The following is a 14,701-nucleotide window of genomic DNA, read 5'->3' on the forward strand; positions in this document are numbered from 1 at the left end:
ACGATTTTGCGATTTTGGTTGACCGCCCGGCATCGCTCGGTTACATTTGGGCAAGCGCTTTCCGAGAGCGCTCACAGGCACCAGGCAGACACTGACGTTTCCGGGAGGACAACGATGTTCAACATTCGCATGCGACGCACAGCGCTCGCCGCGGCCGCACTGACCGCGAGCGCGGCACTCGTGCTCACGGGGTGCTCGGGCGGCGGTTCCGATGCAGCCGCCACCTACGACCCCGACGAGAAGGTCACGCTCGACCTCGCCTTCTGGGGCAACGACGTGCGCGCCGACCTCTACGACCAGGCGATCGCCGCGTTCAACGAGGAGTACCCGAACATCACGGTGAACACCTCGTTCCTCGGCTTCCCCGAGTTCTGGGAGAAGCGCCAGACCGAGGCGGCCGGCGGCGGCCTGCCCGACGTCATGCAGTTCGACTACTCGTACCTGCGCCAGTACTCCGAGAACGGGCTCCTGCTCGACCTGAACCCCTACCTCGGCAACATCATCGACACCGAGCCGCTCGCGCAGAACATCCTCGACATCGGCGTCGTCGGCGACGAGACCACCGGCATCCCGACCTCCACGAACGCGTGGGGCCTGTACACGAACCCGAAGCTGCTCGACTCGGTCGGCATCGACGAGTTCGCGGGCGGTGACTGGAAGGACTACGACGCCTGGATGAAGGAGGTCACCGACGCGGCATCCGCGAAGGGCGCCGAGCTCTGGGGCGGCACCGACTGGACCGGTCGCATCCAGAACTTCGAGATCCAGCAGCGGGCCGCCGGCGAGGACCTCTTCACCGAGGACGGCGAGCCGAACTTCACCGAAGAGGACCTGAAGGCGTTCTGGGAGCAGGGCGACACCATCCGTACCGACGGCACGGTCATCGACCAGCAGCGCCTCGAGGAGGTCTACCCGCTCTCGGGCTTCGACGCGGCACTCACCGCGAGCGAGCTGCACGTGGGACAACTTCGGCGCCGGCTACCTCGGCAACCTGGGCGAGTCGTACACCGAGCTCGGCCTGATCGCCCCGCCGATCACCGAAGAGGGGGCGAAGGACCTGTACCTCAAGCCCTCGATGCTGCACTCGATCTCGGCCAAGACCGAGCACCCCGAGGCCGCCGCGACGCTCGTGAACTTCCTCATCAACAGCCCCGAGTCGGGCGCTGCGTTCGGCACCAACCGCGGCCTGCCGGCCTCGACGACCGCGCTCGAGGGCGCGGACCTCGACCCGCTGAGCCAGCAGATCGCCGACTATGAGGCCTCCATCGCCGACCGCCTCGGCGACGCCCCGCCCGTGCCGATCGTCGGCTACGGCACCCTCGAGGAGAAGTTCCGGCAGATCGGCACGGAGCTCGTCTACGGCACGCTCACGGTCGATGACGCGGTCTCGCAGTTCTTCAGCGAGATGGACGTCGTCCTGAACCAGTAACCCGGCGCTCGCGCCGCGACTCCGGGCGGGGCAGGCAGCCCCGCCCGGAGTACCCTCAGGAAGAATCGGAGTTCCACGTGACCACCACCCAGTCCATCGTGACGGCGGGAGCCGACGCGAAGGCCATGCGCCGAGAACTGCGCCGAGCCGAACGCGGCGGGCCCTCGATGAGTCCGGGCCGACGTCGCGCCGCGAGACGCGAGTCGCTCGCCGGGTTCGGGTTCCTCGTGCCGTGGATGATCGGGTTCCTCGGGCTCACGCTCGGGCCGATGATCTACTCCCTCTACCTGGCCTTCACGAAGTACAACCTGTTCAAGGACCCCGAGTGGGTCGGGTTCGACAACTTCGTGCGCATGTTCACGAACGACCCGCAGTTCATCCAGTCGGTGCAGATCACGCTGGTCTACGTGCTCGTGGGCACGCCGATCAAGCTCGCCGCCGCACTCGGCATCGCGATGCTGCTCAACTACCGCAACAAGGGGTCCGGCTTCTTCCGCTCCTCGTTCTACGCCCCGTCACTCATCGGGGCCTCCGTCTCGGTCGCGATCGTGTGGCGGGCGATGTTCTCCACGAACGGCCCGGTCGACAACGGCCTGAGCTTCTTCGGCATCGAGCTCGGCGGATGGGTGGGAAATGTCGCCCTCGTCGTGCCGATGATGATCCTGCTCGCGGTCTGGCAGTTCGGCGCTCCGATGGTGATCTTCCTCGCCGGACTCAAGCAGATCCCGCTGGAGCTCTACGAGGCCGCCGAGGTCGACGGCGCCGGCCCGGTGCGCAAGTTCCGGTCGGTCACGATACCGATGCTGTCGAGCGTCATCTTCTTCAACCTGCTGCTCGAGATCATCAACGCGTTCCAGGTGTTCGCGTCGGCCTACATCATCTCGAACGGCTCGGGCGGCCCGGCCGGCATGACCAACTTCTACACCGTCTACCTCTACAAGCGCGGCTTCGCCGACGGCCAGTTCGGCTACGCGGCCGCCATGGCCTGGGTGCTCGTGATCGTGGTCGCCATCATCGCGTTCATCCTCTTCAAGACGTCCAAGAGCTGGGTGCACTACGCAGGAGAGAGCCGATGAGCACGATCGAAGTCCCCCGCGCCGAGATGCTCGAGGTCGCGACCGAACCGGCCGCCCCCCAGCGCCGTCGTCGCATCAAGCGCAAGACGGTCAACACGATCATCTGGTTCGTGGTGCTGCTCGCACTCACCGCGATCGTGCTCTATCCGCTCGTGTGGATGCTGTTCGCGACGTTCAAGCCCTCGAGCGAGTTCGGCCAGAACCCCGGCCTGATTCCCGACAACCCGACGGTCGACAACTACTTCAAGGTCGTCGAGGGCATCGCGGGCACCCCGCTGTGGCGGTTCTTCGCGAACTCGCTGTTCATCGCGGCGATGGCCGTGATCGGCACCCTGTTCTCATCAGCCCTCGCGGCCTACGCGTTCGCCCGCATCAGGTTCCGCGGGGTCGGGCTGCTGTTCGCGGCGATGATCGGAACGCTGCTGCTGCCGTTCCACGTCATCATCATTCCGCAGTACATCCTGTTCAACAAGCTCGAGCTCGTCGACACGTACTGGCCGCTGATCCTGCCGAAGTTCCTCGCGACCGAGGCGTTCTTCGTCTTCCTCATCGTGCAGTTCATCCGAAACATCCCGCGCGACATGGACGAGGCCGCCCGCATCGACGGCGCCGGACACATCCGCATCTTCTTCTCGATCATCCTCCCGCTCATCAAGCCGGCCCTGATCACCTCGGCGATCTTCACGTTCATCTGGACCTGGAACGACTTCCTGGGTCCGTTGCTCTACGTGAACTCGCCCGAGAAGTACCCGCTGCCGATCGCGCTGAAGCTCTACAACGACCAGACCTCGACGTCCGACTACGGGGCGACCATGGCCGTGTCGTTCCTGGCGCTGCTGCCGATCCTCATCTTCTTCATCGTCTTCCAACGGTTCCTCGTCGACGGCGTCGCCACCCAAGGGCTGAAGGGCTAGGTTCCGGATGTCGCGAGCAGCCGATCGCGCCGCCCGTCGCGCCGCGGCGACGGGCGCCGGCCCGACGCACGACGACGCGGCCGGGCAGGCCCGGTTCCCGGGTGCCAAGAGCGCGTTCGGACTGCTCGGCGAGGTGCTGGTGATCGGCGTGCTGATCGCCCTCGTGTCGCTGCCGGTCATCACGCTGCCGGCCGCGCTGGCCGCCGGGGTGCGGCACCTGCGCCGGTTCCTCCTGGCCGAGGACTCCGGCCTCGCCTGGTTCTGGCGCGATGTGCGGGCGGGGCTGCTCGGCGGCACCGCCGTCGGCGCGGCATCCGCCCTGCTCGCCCTCATCCTCGTGCTCGATCTCGACCTGGCCGCTTCGGGTGCGCTGCCCGGCGGGCCGCTGATCGCGATCGTCGGATGGATCGGACTCGCCGCCCTCGTGCTCGCGCTGTTCGCGGCATCCGCTCGCTGGACCCCCGAGACGGGCTGGCTCGCGGCGCTGAGGTCGGTGCCGTCGGTGCTGCGGGCGGACCCTGCCGGCGCGGCCTACCTGCTGGCGACCGCGGGCTTCGCCGGGGTCGTGACGTGGCAGCTGTTCCCGCTCATCATCCCGGCGCTCGGTTGCGTCGCGCTCGCGATCGTGGCGGTGCCCGAGCGGCCGCGGCGGCATGGCGACGCCGACGGAGACACCCTGGATGCCCGCGACCCTCGGGACGCCCGAGACGCATGAGTTCTGCGCGGCCGCTGCCCGAGTGGGCGCGAGAGGCGAGCCTCGGCATCTTCGTGCACTGGGGCGCGTACTCGGTGCCGGCGTGGGCCGAGCCGTCGGGTGCGCTCGGCACGGTGCCCGACGGCGAGTGGTTCGAGCACAACGCGTACGCGGAGTGGTACGCGAACACGATCCGCATCGAGGGGTCGCCGGCCGCGCGGCATCACGCGCGCGAATTCGGCGGCGCGCCCTACGATGCGCTGCTCGACCGGTGGCATGCCGAAGCCCATGATCCGGCCGACTGGGCGCGGCTGTTCCGCTCGGTCGGGGCCGATTACGTCGTGCCCACGACCAAGCACCACGACGGCATCGCCCTCTGGGACGCACCCGGGGCGGGTTCACTCACGACCGTCGCCCGCGGGCCGCGCCGCGACCTCATCGGCCCGCTCGCCGACGCCGTGCGCGCCGAGGGGCTGCGCTTCGGCGTCTACTACTCGGGCGGGCTCGATTGGGCGTTCACCGAACTGCCGCCGCTGCGGTCCGGCGCCGACGTCACGACCCTTCGGCCCACGGATGCCGCGTACAACGCGTACGCGTTCGCGCAGGTCGCCGACCTCGTCGACCGATACGCTCCCGACCTGATCTGGAACGACATCGACTGGCCCGACGCGGGCAAGCGGCCCGGGCCGCACTCGATCGAGACGCTGCTCGCCCGGTACCGCGCGGCGGTGCCCGAGGGCATCGTCAACGACCGCTGGGGAGCGCCGGTCGGCGACTACGCCACGAGCGAGTACGCGCACGACACCGACCACGAGGCGGGTGCCGGGTGGGAGCACTGCCGCGGCCTCGGCTTCTCGTTCGGCTACAACCGCGTCGAGGACGAGTCGCTCACGCTCTCGCCGCGCGAGTTCGCCCGCCTCTACGCCGACGTCGTGTCGCGCGGCGGGCGTCTGCTGCTGAACGTGGGGCCCACGGCGGAGGGCGAGATCCCGGCGGTGCAGCGCCGCACGCTCGAGGGCGTCGCCGCCTGGATGACCGCGATCAAGCCGTTCACGCTCGGGCGTCGCCCGCTCGATCCGGGCGAGGTCGAGGTGACGGATGCCGCGTGGTGGCGGGCGTGGGCCACGCCGGAGCGTGTCGTGGTGGTCGCCGACGGGGCCGCGGCATCCGCTCGGGCTGTGGATGGTCGCCCCGTGACCGTGGTGGTGCTGCCCGACTGAGGCCGATCGGCGAGGCGGCCCTCAGGCGCCGGCCGTCGGAAGAGTGCGCTCGAGGAGCGACGCCAGCTGCAGTTGATCGGCCGCGGGCAGCGCGCCGGCCGCAGGACCGAGGCCCGAGCGGATCTCGGCGAGCACCCGGTCGGCGAGCTCGAGCCCCGCAGGGCTGATGCCGACCTCGATCGCCCGGCGGTCCTCGGCGCTCGGCGCGCGCTCGAGGAGGCCGCGTTGCACGGCACGGTCGACGAGGCCCGACATGGTCGAGCGCTCGAGGCCGAGGTGGTCGGCCAGTGCGGACATGCGCAGGCGACGGTCGCGCAGGATTCCGATGACCCGCAGCTGGGTGAGCGAGAGGTCGTGGTCGGCGGCGGCGCGATTGAGCACGGCCATGGTGGCGTACGCCGATTGCGCGAGGGCGTCGATGAGGCGGTCGTCGGCGCTCCCTGGACTGGTCATGCGAGCAGTCTACTTGACATGGTTCGTACTCCCAACTAATAATGGTTCGTAACACGAATCAAAACAGGGAGTGGACATGCAGGCAGCAGTGGTCAGGTCGTTCGGGCAGGCGCCCGCGTACGAGACGTTCGCCGACGCCGAGCCCGCGGTCGGCGAGATCGTGCTCGACGTCGTCGCGTGCGGGTTGCATCCGCTGGTCAGGTCGCGGGCCGCCGGCTCGCACTACTCGAGCACGGGCGAGCTGCCGCTCATCCCGGGCGTCGACGGCGTCGGTCGGGACGCATCCGGTCGCCTGCGCTACTTCGCGCTCGACGGTGCGAACCTCGGGGCCATGGCCGAGCGGGTCGCGGTCGATCCCCGCCGCACGATCACGCTGGCCGACGACGCCGACCCGATCGCCGTCGCCGCCGCGATGAACCCAGCGATGTCCTCGTGGATCGCGCTGCGGCAGCGCATCGCCTTCGAGCCCGGCCAGTCGGTGCTCGTGCTCGGGGCCACCGGCAACGCCGGGCGCATGGCCGTGCAGGCCGCCGTCCGCCTCGGTGCGAGCCGTGTGGTGGCAGCCGGCCGCGACGCCGGCCGCCTCGCGGGCCTCGAGGCGCTCGGGGCGGGCGAACTCGTCTCGCTCGCCGGTGATTCCGCCGAGGTCGCACGTCGGCTCGCGGCATCCGCTGCCGACGTCGACGTCGTGCTCGACTACGTCTGGGGCGAGCCGGCCGCCGCGGCGATGGTCGCCATCGTGACGGCACGCGCCGATCGGGGGCATCCGCTCGCCTGGGTCGAGATCGGGTCGGTCGCCGGGCAGGAGGCGAGCATCCCGTCGGCGGCGCTCCGGGCCGCACGCCTGACCATCGTCGGCAGCGGGCAGGGCTCCGTGCCGACGCGCGACATCGTCGGACTGCTTCCGTCGCTCGCCGACGAGATCGCCGCGGGCACCTTCGCGGTCGACGCCGATGCGGTGCCGCTGGCCGACGTCGCGGCGGCCTGGGCCGATGACGGCCGCTCGGGCCGGCGCATCGTACTCGTGCCCTGACGCACTTGTGCGCGACGGCGGGCTCGACGGCGTGCCGTTCGATCACACTGCGTCGACGCTCCCGCCGGCCCACCTCGCGAGACGGCGCACGAGTTCCCGATGCGGCGCGGAGTCGTAGGACCGCGAGTCGTGACCGAGCCCGTCATAGGCGACGCGCGATCGTCCGAATCGCCGAACCCAGACGAGCGGGTGGGGCACGCCGTCGTGGTCGTGGTCGAGCAGGACCTCGCGGTCGCCGGCGGGCTGCAACCAGGAGTACCGCTCGTCGGCGACGGTGAACTCCCCGAGCCCGCGCGTCAGCGCATGGTCGAGCACGCGTACGGGCGCGTGCTCTTCGAAGGGCGGGTGCATCGACGCCCCCGGTACCCAGACGGCCCCGATCGCCGGCGCCCATTCGGGATAGTCGCGCAGGCTCGCGGCGGCGGAATGCAGGGCGAGCACGCCGATGCCGCGGTCGAGCGCGGCACGCAGACCCGCGATCGAGGCTCCGGGTGCGCCGAACCGGGGAGTCGGCATGCGCCACGGGTCGCCCGCCGAGACGACCAGGAGATCCTCCCCATCGAGCCTGGTCATCGCGCCGTCGACGTCATCGTCGACGGTCACCTGCCATCCGTCGGCCGCGAGGAGGTCCGACAGGCCTCCTGCGACCTGCTCGTAGGGATGCCACGGGTCGGCATAGCGGCCGTGGCCCACCACGATCGTGGTCTTCGGGTTGCTGCTCGTCATGCGGATCATGCCTCTCTGCCGGAGTCGAACGGAAGCGTGGGGATCGGGTGCCGAGGCCCGGCGTGGAGCGGATCCTCGACTGGGCGAATCCTGTGCGCGACCCGTTCAGGGGCGGCCTCGCGCGCCACTAGAGTGAGGGAAACCTGACGAGACGGGGGTGCGAGGCGATGACGCCGTCCGACCAGCATGCGCAATCGGTGACGCTCTCCGATGTCGCACGGCGGGCGGGCGTGTCCCAGTCGACGGCCTCTCGTGTCATCAACGGCAGCGCGCGCAGTGTGAGCGACGATCTCGCACGGCGGGTCATGGCGGCGGCGGCGGAGCTCCACTACGCGGCGAACGTGCAGGCGCAGGCCGTGGCCAAGGGCACGACCTCGACGGTCGCCCTGCTGGTGAGCGACATCGCATCCGACTACTTCTCGTCGATGGCCGCGGCCCTCATGGCCAGCGCGGAGCAGGTCGGCCTGCGCGTGACCGTCGCGGTCACGGAGCGCCGGGTCGGACGCGAGATCGAGCTCGTGCGCGAACTGCGCGGTCAGCGCGCACGGGCGATCGTGCTCGCCGAGAGCGGCTCGCTCTCGGCCGACGGCACCGAGCGCCTCGTCGAGGAGTTGCAGACCTACGAACGGGCGGGCGGCAAGGTCGTCGTCGTCAGCAGCACGAGCCTGCCGTTCGACTCGCTCGACCTCGACAACGTCGGGGGAGCCCGGCGGTTGGCCACAGCGCTCGCGCGTCTGGGATACCGCTCGTTCCACGTGCTCGGCGGCGAGGAGCATCTGGTCGCCACCCGTGATCGCATCGACGGACTCCGGGCCGGACTCGCCGAGCGCGGAATCGAACTCACCGCGGAGGACGTCACCTACTCGCCGTTCAGCTGGGACGGCGCGCGCGCAGCGATCGCGACCCTCGACGACGCCGTGCTCACGAACACGCAGGTGATCTTCGCCGTCAACGATGAGATGGCGCTCGGGGCCATTGCGGGTCTGCGTCATCGGGGCATCCGCGTGCCAGAGGACATCGCCGTCGCGGGCTTCGACGACATCCGCACGTTGCGCAACGTGGTACCGAGCCTGACGACCGTGCACGTTCCGGTCGGCGACATCGGTGGTGAGGTGATCTCGCTGATCACGGGTCAGAAGCAGAGTCCCGCGATGCTCCCCTCCACGGTCGTGCTGCGCGACACGACGCCGAGACTGGCCTGAGCTCGCGCCCCGACGCGAGCCCATGCCTCGACCGGAGCTCACGCCTCGACGCCGCTCACGCCTTGACGCCCCCCGAGATCAGGTCGACGCGCCAGAAGCGCTGCAGGCTCATGAACAGGATCACCAGCGGCACGATCGACAGGGCCGACCCCACGACGACGCTCGAGTAGAGCGCGGCCTGACTGCCGCTGACGCGGAGCATGCCGTACAGGCCGAGGGTCAGCGGGTACAGGTCGGGATCGGTGAGCATGATCGAGGGCAGCAGGAAGTTGTTCCAGATGCCGATGAACTGCAGCAGGAACACGGTGACGAGCGCCGGCATCATGAGACGCAGCCCCACCGAGCCGAAGATGCGGAAGCTCGCTCGCGCCGTCGATGCGAGCGGCTTCCATGAGCTCGTCGGGCACCGAAGCCTCGGCGTAGACCTTGCACAGGTAGATGGCGAAGGGACTGACCAGGAGCGGGAGGATGACCGACAGGTAGTTGTTGGTCATGTTCACCTGCGAGAGCAGAAGCCACTGCGGGATCGCCAGGGCGATCGGCGGGAGCATGATGGCCGCGACGATGAAACGGAACAGCCACCTGCTGCCACGGAACCGGTACTTTCCGAGGGCGTAGCCCGCCGCTGCCGCCACGAGCGTCGCAATGAGGCCGCCGCCACCTGCGTAGATGAGCGAATTGAGCGCCCAGCGACCGAACACGCCGTCGCGATAGGCGAAGAGGTCGCTGAGGTTCTGCCACAGGCCGCCGTTGAACGACGGGAGGTAGGCCGGCGTCGAGAACAGCTCGGAGCTCGTCTTGGTCGAGGCGACGAGGATCCACAGCACCGGGACGATCGTGTAGATCGCGCCGATCGCGAGGATGAGCGTCGCCGGGAGGTTGAGCGGTGCACGGCGCCTCGCGCGCGGCGCGTTTCGCGCGTTTGCTGTCGTGATGGTCTCGGTCAGGGTGGTCATCGCTGGCGGCTCCCGATTCTCGATCCGATCACGTTCACGACGACGGTCGCGCCGATCGTCAGTGCCACGATCAGCAGCGCCGTGGCGGCGCCCTGATAGATGTTGTTCGCGACGAACGCGTCGTTGTAGACCTTCATCAAGGGGACCCAGGTGGAGCTGATCGCGTTCGCGAGCGGACGCAGCGTCGTCGGCTCGTTGTAGAGCTGGAGGGCCCCCAGCACCGACAGCACCGACACCATCACGATGCTGGGTACGATCATCGGGAGCTTGATGCGCACGGCGATGGCCAGTTCGCCCGCCCCGTCGAGCGAGGCGGCGTCGTAGATCTCCTGCGGCAGGCCGCGGAGCGCGGTATAGAGGATGACCATGTTGAATCCGACGACGGTCCAGACCGCGATGTTCGCGACCGAGAAGAAGACCTCGGTGTTGCCGAAGTAGTCGATGACGTCGCCGCCGATGGGGCTCGTCGCCGGAAGGTAGAGGAACCCCCAGAGGAGCGACGCGATGACGCCAGGGACCGCATACGGCAGGAAGATCACGATGCGCGCGAAGCCGGCGAGCTTCGACCCCTTGGCGTCGAGGCAGAGCGCGAACACGGTGGCGAGGAGGACGGTGGCCGGCACGCCGATGCCGGCGACCACGAGCATCCGGCCGATGCTCGCCCAGAACTCGGGGTCCTGGAAGGACGCGAGGTAGTTCTCGAAGCCGACGAACACCTCGGTGGTGGTGCCGCCGAAGACGCCGCCGCTGACGCGGCGCTGCAGGAGGCTGAGGATGAAGGCGTAGATCGCGGGCGCGACGGTGAAGACGGCCAGGAGCACGATGGCGGGTGCGACGAGCGCGATCGCCAGCTTGTTGCTGTGCAGCGATCGGCGCGCCACGGGTGCGGTGGGCATGGTTTCTCCGAGGTGGTCGGGAGGATGCGGCGCCGTTCACGACGGCACCGCATCCTCCATGAGGATCTACTGCTCGACCGAGAAGCCGAGCTTCTCCATGTCGTCGAACGTCGCCTTCTGCATCGAAGCGAGCCCGTCGGAGAGCGGCGTGCCGTTCTGGAGTGCTGCGGCGAAGCCGTCGCGGTACGCGCCGAACGTGACCGTCACGTTCGGGCCCCAGATGTCGAAGCTGCGGGCGCTCGGGGCGATGTCTCCGACGATCGAATAGTAGTCGGGCTGATTCGACATGAACGCGGGCGGGTCGGCGAGCTCGGGCAGGCTGCGGCCGGCGGTCGCGGCCGGGTAGATGTTGATCTCCGAGATCTGCATCTTCAGGGCCTCGTCGCTCGTGTTGAGCCAGTCGACGAAGGCCGCCGCCTCGGCGGGGTGCTTCGAGTTGGCGGTGACGGCCATGGCGGAGCCGCCCCAGATCCCGGTCGCGTCGTCGCCCTCGGTCCAAGCCGGCAGGGGAGCCGCCGCCCACTTGCCGGCAGTGTCACCGGCGATGTTCGGGAGCTGGGCGGGTGCCCAGGCGCCGCTGATCCACGTGGCGAGCGTGCCGTCGGTCATCTCGGCGTTCCACTGCGTCGACCAGAACGGATCGGACTTGACCACGCCTTCGTCGATGAGCCCGTTCCAGTAGTCGGCGACCTCGACGCTGGCGTCGTCGTCGACGCTGACGGTCCAGGCATCACCGTCGACGCTCCACCAGTTCGCACCGGCCTGCTGCGCCAGCCCGGCGAACCAGCCGGGGTCTCCGGCGCTGAACGTCGAGATGTAGCGCTTCGGATCGGCGGTGTGGATCGCTCGGGCCTGTTCGGCGTACTCGTCCCACGTCTTCGGCGCCGACAGGCCGAGCGATTCGTAGATGTCCTGCCGATAGAAGAGCACGAGGGGGGCGAAGTCCTGCGGCACGCCGTAGATCTTGTCGTCGAACTGCACCTGTGCCAGCGCGGCGTCGTCGAACTTGCCCGTGATGTCGGCGTAGGGCCCGAGGTCGACGACGACGCCGTTCGCGATCAGGGCCGGCAGCGACTGGTACTCGACCTTGACGATGTCGGGGTTGTTGCCCGCCGAGTTCTGCGCGATCCACTTGGTCACGAGCTCGTCGGCGTTCTCGCTGGGGCTGACGAGCTCGACCTGGATGTCGGGGTTCTCGTCGTTCCAGACGTCGACGATCTTGTCCATGTTCGGGTCCCACGACGTGAACGTGAGGTCCACCGGACCGGACGTGCCCTCGTCATCGGGCGAGGTTCCGGCGGTGCATCCGGCGATCAGCGCCGTGGTCGCCGTCGCGACCATCGCGGCGGTCGCGATGCGTCGAGCTGTGTTCGTCTTCATTGACTGCTCCTTCATGTGTTGGGTGGTGTCTCTTGGAGGTTCTCGGTGCCGATCACGCCATCGCCGTCAGGTCCTCCAGCCGCACGGGATACGCGGGAGGGAGCCCCTTCGCGTAGCGTTCGAGCTCGCGCACGACGGCCTCGCCGAGTCGTCGCAGTTCGTTGCCGAGCGCCCCGGCGACGTGGGGGGTCACGAGCACGCCCGGCAGCAGCCGGAGCGGATGCGCCGAAGGCAGGGGCTCGGGATCGGTCACGTCGAGGATGGCGCGCACGCCGCGCTCGCGCACGGCGACGATGAGCGCCTCCTGATCGATGATCGGCGCGCGTGCGGTGTTGATGATCGTGCTCCCCGGGCGGAGACGCGACAGCTCGTCGGCACCGATCATGCCGCGGGTCGACGCCAGCAGCGGTGCGTGGATGCTCACGATCGCGGACTGTGACAGCAGTTCGTCGAGCCCCGACCAGGTGACCAGGTCGAGGATCGGATCGCCGTCGTCGAGCAGCGGATCGAACAGCAGCACGCGGAAATCGAAGGCGGTGAGCAGGCGGATGACCTGCCGGCCCACCGTCGAGGCTCCGATGATGCCGACCGTCTTGCGGTACGAGCCGATGTCGGCGGCGCGCAGATCGTTGCCTTCATCGAGGATGGAGGCCTGCGGCAGCACGCCTTTCGCAGCCAGGAGGATCATCGCGAGCGTGTACTCCGCGACGGGATAGGCATTCGCCGCCGCAGCCGTCGTGACGCGGATGCCGCGTCGCCACACCTCCTCGTCGAGATGGCTCTTCACGGTGCCGGCAGCGTGGAAGACGGCGCGGAGATTCGGCATGAGGTCCAGCTCTCGAGGACCGATTCTCGGGCATTCCCAGCCGGTGATGAGGATCTCCAGCTCGGTGAGCCGGTGCGGATCCACGGCGGCGAAGTCGGTGATGGGCGCGGCGACCAGGAGGTCCATGCGCGCGCGCAGGCCGGCGGCGGCTCCGCGGTCGAAGAGGGCGGACGGGAGATGCGGTGCCATGGCGAAGGCGCCGCGAAGCGATGGGGCGAGCTCATCGTCGGCGCCGGCCTGCATCGGACGGACGTCGGGAAGCGCATTCCCAGTGGGCTGAGAACTCGTGCGGCCGCCGGTGCGGCCCTGTGTCGAGGGGTTCATGCCTGCGCGATGAGCTTTCTGACGGTGTACTCCGCCACGGCCTCCGGGCCGCCCTCGGAGCCGTACCCGCTCTCTTTGCGGCCGCCGAAGAAGGTGTCGCGTGCCCCCACGCCGAAGCGGTTGACGCTCACCATGCCGACGTCCAGGCGAGGAGGGATGCGAAGGGCCCGGTCTGCGGAGCCGGTGAACAGGTAGGCGCCGAGGCCGTACGGAAGGCCGTTGGCCCTGGCGACGACCTCGTCTTCATCGGTGAAGGTCGTCACGGCCGCGATCGGGCCGAACGGCTCTTCGTTCATGACGACGGCGCCGTCGGCGACGTCGGCGAGCAGGGTCGGGCGCCAGTAGTACCCCGACGAGTCGTCGCCGGTGCCGCCCGTGACGACGCGGGCGCCACGGGCGATCGCGTCGTCGATGATCGGTGCCATCGCCGCGAAGCGTCGGGCGTTCGCGAGCGGCCCCATCTCGGCGTCGTCGGCGAACCCGTCGGCGACGACGACCGCGTCGAGCAGTTCGGCGAAGCGCTCCACGAATCGCTCGTAGACCGCCGCGTGCACGTAGAACCGCACCGGGGACCCGCAGGACTGGCCCGAGTTGTGGATCTTCGCGCCGAGGGCCTGTCGGGCCACGTCGTCGATGTCGACGTCGTCGAAGACGATGACGGGGGCGTGGCCGCCGAGCTCGAGCATGGTCGGCTTCGCGTGGGCGCCGGCCTGTGCCGCGAGCAGCTTGCCGACCGGGGTGGAGCCGGTGAACGACACCTTGCGGATGACCGGTGATGCGATCAGTCGGGACGAGATCTGCGCGGCGTCTCCGAACAGCACGTTGAGCACCCCGTCGGGGAGGCCGGCATCGGCGAGTGCGCGGGCAAGGGCCACGGCGCTCGACGGCGTCTCCTCGGCGGGCTTGAGCACGACCGTGCAGCCGGCGGCGAGAGCCGCCGCGACCTTGCGCCCGGGAACGGTGAGCGGGTAGTTCCACGTGGTGAAGGCCGCGACCGGGCCGATCGGCTCATCGATCACCATCATGCGGCCTTCGGACGCCGCCGTCGGCAGCACCGTGCCGAAGCAGCGGGGCGCCTCGGTCGCGAGCGACTCCATGATGTCGGCGGTGTACGAGACCTCGTCGAGCGAGTCGGCGAGGAGTTTGCCGTTCTCGAGCGTCATGGCGTGCGCGATGTCATCGGCCCGTTCGCGGAGCAGCTGCGCGGCGGCGACGATGATCGCCGAACGGGCGTGAGGGCTGGTCTCGCGCCAGTTCGCCCAACTGCGGTCGGCCGCCGCGAGCGCGTCGTCGATGTCGGTGGTCGTCGCGATGGCGACGGCGCCGACCATGGTGCCGGTCGCCGGGTTCTCGACCTCGATCGTCGCGCGCCCGGACAGGGGGATCCACGTGCCGTCGATCAGCAGCTCGCCGTCGGGAATGCGATGCGTCGCCAGGGTGGTCACGTCGTTGTCTCCTTCGTGCGGACGAGATCGGTGGGCCGTTCCAGCATCGACGCTGGCGCCCGCAGGAACAAGATACGTGCCCCGTTCGGCGTTGTCAAGCAAGCGCATTCCACTTGGTATTCCGGGC

Annotated in this window: 15 protein-coding genes; 8 read left to right on the forward strand and 7 right to left on the reverse strand. The window is 69.2% G+C overall.

The window, feature by feature from the left end; genetic code table 11:
• Nucleotides 1-129: 129 nt before the first annotated feature.
• From AC3IPY_RS04825 to AC3IPY_RS04850, 6 genes are all read left to right on the forward strand, one after another.
• Complete coding sequence (locus AC3IPY_RS04825) at nt 130-1,257, forward strand: ABC transporter substrate-binding protein (protein WP_489187058.1); 1,128 nt, start codon at nt 130-132, stop codon at nt 1,255-1,257.
• Nucleotides 1,258-1,294: 37 nt separating this feature from the next.
• Entirely contained in the window at nt 1,295-1,429 is a 135-nt protein-coding gene (locus tag AC3IPY_RS04830; protein WP_489187060.1) for a hypothetical protein, read from the forward strand.
• 167 nt (nt 1,430-1,596) lie between these two features.
• On the forward strand, nt 1,597-2,505 hold the full coding sequence (locus AC3IPY_RS04835; protein WP_489188436.1) for a carbohydrate ABC transporter permease: 909 nt from the start codon (nt 1,597-1,599) through the stop codon (nt 2,503-2,505).
• The gene (locus AC3IPY_RS04840) at nt 2,502-3,419 is read left to right on the forward strand and encodes a carbohydrate ABC transporter permease (protein WP_489187061.1); all 918 of its coding nucleotides are present in this window, start codon (nt 2,502-2,504) and stop codon (nt 3,417-3,419) included. The genes AC3IPY_RS04835 and AC3IPY_RS04840 overlap by 4 nt, the downstream gene beginning before the upstream one ends.
• Nucleotides 3,420-3,426: 7 nt before the next feature.
• Nucleotides 3,427-4,134 (forward strand): hypothetical protein, encoded by a 708-nt coding sequence (locus tag AC3IPY_RS04845; protein ID WP_489187063.1) that lies wholly within the window; start codon nt 3,427-3,429, stop codon nt 4,132-4,134.
• Nucleotides 4,131-5,333, forward strand: coding sequence for an alpha-L-fucosidase (locus tag AC3IPY_RS04850; protein ID WP_489187064.1), 1,203 nt, complete (start codon nt 4,131-4,133; stop codon nt 5,331-5,333). Before AC3IPY_RS04845 ends, AC3IPY_RS04850 begins: the two co-directional genes overlap by 4 nt.
• 21 nt (nt 5,334-5,354) lie before the next feature.
• Here the strand turns inward: AC3IPY_RS04850 and AC3IPY_RS04855 are convergent, their stop codons facing one another.
• Nucleotides 5,355-5,786, reverse strand: coding sequence for a MarR family winged helix-turn-helix transcriptional regulator (locus AC3IPY_RS04855; RefSeq protein ID WP_489187066.1), 432 nt, complete (start codon nt 5,784-5,786; stop codon nt 5,355-5,357).
• Nucleotides 5,787-5,862: 76 nt separating this feature from the next.
• Here AC3IPY_RS04855 and AC3IPY_RS04860 point away from each other — a divergent pair, with 76 nt between their 5' ends.
• Nucleotides 5,863-6,819, forward strand: coding sequence for a zinc-binding dehydrogenase (locus AC3IPY_RS04860; RefSeq protein ID WP_489187067.1), 957 nt, complete (start codon nt 5,863-5,865; stop codon nt 6,817-6,819).
• 42 nt (nt 6,820-6,861) lie between these two features.
• On the opposite strand, the gene AC3IPY_RS04865 is transcribed toward AC3IPY_RS04860, so the two are convergent.
• Nucleotides 6,862-7,545 (reverse strand): ThuA domain-containing protein, encoded by a 684-nt coding sequence (locus AC3IPY_RS04865; RefSeq protein WP_489187069.1) that lies wholly within the window; start codon nt 7,543-7,545, stop codon nt 6,862-6,864.
• 197 nt (nt 7,546-7,742) lie between these two features.
• Between AC3IPY_RS04865 and AC3IPY_RS04870 the strand changes: the two genes are divergently transcribed.
• The gene (locus AC3IPY_RS04870) at nt 7,743-8,747 is read left to right on the forward strand and encodes a LacI family DNA-binding transcriptional regulator (RefSeq protein ID WP_489187070.1); all 1,005 of its coding nucleotides are present in this window, start codon (nt 7,743-7,745) and stop codon (nt 8,745-8,747) included.
• Nucleotides 8,748-8,785: 38 nt separating this feature from the next.
• Here the strand turns inward: AC3IPY_RS04870 and AC3IPY_RS04875 are convergent, their stop codons facing one another.
• The 5 genes from AC3IPY_RS04875 to AC3IPY_RS04895 form a co-directional block, all read right to left on the reverse strand.
• Nucleotides 8,786-9,703, reverse strand: a complete 918-nt coding sequence (locus AC3IPY_RS04875; RefSeq protein WP_489187071.1) for a carbohydrate ABC transporter permease — start codon at nt 9,701-9,703, stop codon at nt 8,786-8,788.
• Nucleotides 9,700-10,599 carry a carbohydrate ABC transporter permease gene (locus tag AC3IPY_RS04880; protein ID WP_489187073.1) on the reverse strand — a complete coding sequence of 300 codons (900 nt, stop codon included), beginning with the start codon at nt 10,597-10,599 and terminating at the stop codon, nt 9,700-9,702. Before AC3IPY_RS04880 ends, AC3IPY_RS04875 begins: the two co-directional genes overlap by 4 nt.
• Before the next feature lie 66 nt (nt 10,600-10,665).
• On the reverse strand, nt 10,666-11,979 hold the full coding sequence (locus AC3IPY_RS04885) for an ABC transporter substrate-binding protein (protein ID WP_489187074.1): 1,314 nt from the start codon (nt 11,977-11,979) through the stop codon (nt 10,666-10,668).
• 52 nt (nt 11,980-12,031) lie between these two features.
• On the reverse strand, nt 12,032-12,994 hold the full coding sequence (locus AC3IPY_RS04890; protein WP_489187075.1) for a hydroxyacid dehydrogenase: 963 nt from the start codon (nt 12,992-12,994) through the stop codon (nt 12,032-12,034).
• Between the two features lie 131 nt (nt 12,995-13,125).
• Complete coding sequence (locus AC3IPY_RS04895) at nt 13,126-14,574, reverse strand: NAD-dependent succinate-semialdehyde dehydrogenase (protein ID WP_489187077.1); 1,449 nt, start codon at nt 14,572-14,574, stop codon at nt 13,126-13,128.
• Nucleotides 14,575-14,701: the final 127 nt, after the last annotated feature.

The organism is Agromyces sp. GL_144, from assembly GCF_057834305.1.

What these genes read in the sequence shown, in the direction of transcription:
- AC3IPY_RS04875 (WP_489187071.1), bottom strand. Translation starts at nt 9,703, where the DNA reads ATGACCACCCTGACCGAGACCATCACGACAGCAAACGCGCGAAACGCG.
- AC3IPY_RS04890 (WP_489187075.1), bottom strand. Translation starts at nt 12,994, where the DNA reads ATGGCACCGCATCTCCCGTCCGCCCTCTTCGACCGCGGAGCCGCCGCC.
- AC3IPY_RS04855 (WP_489187066.1), bottom strand. Translation starts at nt 5,786, where the DNA reads ATGACCAGTCCAGGGAGCGCCGACGACCGCCTCATCGACGCCCTCGCG.
- AC3IPY_RS04845 (WP_489187063.1), top strand. Translation starts at nt 3,427, where the DNA reads ATGTCGCGAGCAGCCGATCGCGCCGCCCGTCGCGCCGCGGCGACGGGC.
- AC3IPY_RS04885 (WP_489187074.1), bottom strand. Translation starts at nt 11,979, where the DNA reads ATGAAGACGAACACAGCTCGACGCATCGCGACCGCCGCGATGGTCGCG.
- AC3IPY_RS04825 (WP_489187058.1), top strand. Translation starts at nt 130, where the DNA reads ATGCGACGCACAGCGCTCGCCGCGGCCGCACTGACCGCGAGCGCGGCA.
- AC3IPY_RS04850 (WP_489187064.1), top strand. Translation starts at nt 4,131, where the DNA reads ATGAGTTCTGCGCGGCCGCTGCCCGAGTGGGCGCGAGAGGCGAGCCTC.
- AC3IPY_RS04860 (WP_489187067.1), top strand. Translation starts at nt 5,863, where the DNA reads ATGCAGGCAGCAGTGGTCAGGTCGTTCGGGCAGGCGCCCGCGTACGAG.
- AC3IPY_RS04880 (WP_489187073.1), bottom strand. Translation starts at nt 10,599, where the DNA reads ATGCCCACCGCACCCGTGGCGCGCCGATCGCTGCACAGCAACAAGCTG.
- AC3IPY_RS04835 (WP_489188436.1), top strand. Translation starts at nt 1,597, where the DNA reads ATGAGTCCGGGCCGACGTCGCGCCGCGAGACGCGAGTCGCTCGCCGGG.
- AC3IPY_RS04840 (WP_489187061.1), top strand. Translation starts at nt 2,502, where the DNA reads ATGAGCACGATCGAAGTCCCCCGCGCCGAGATGCTCGAGGTCGCGACC.
- AC3IPY_RS04865 (WP_489187069.1), bottom strand. Translation starts at nt 7,545, where the DNA reads ATGACGAGCAGCAACCCGAAGACCACGATCGTGGTGGGCCACGGCCGC.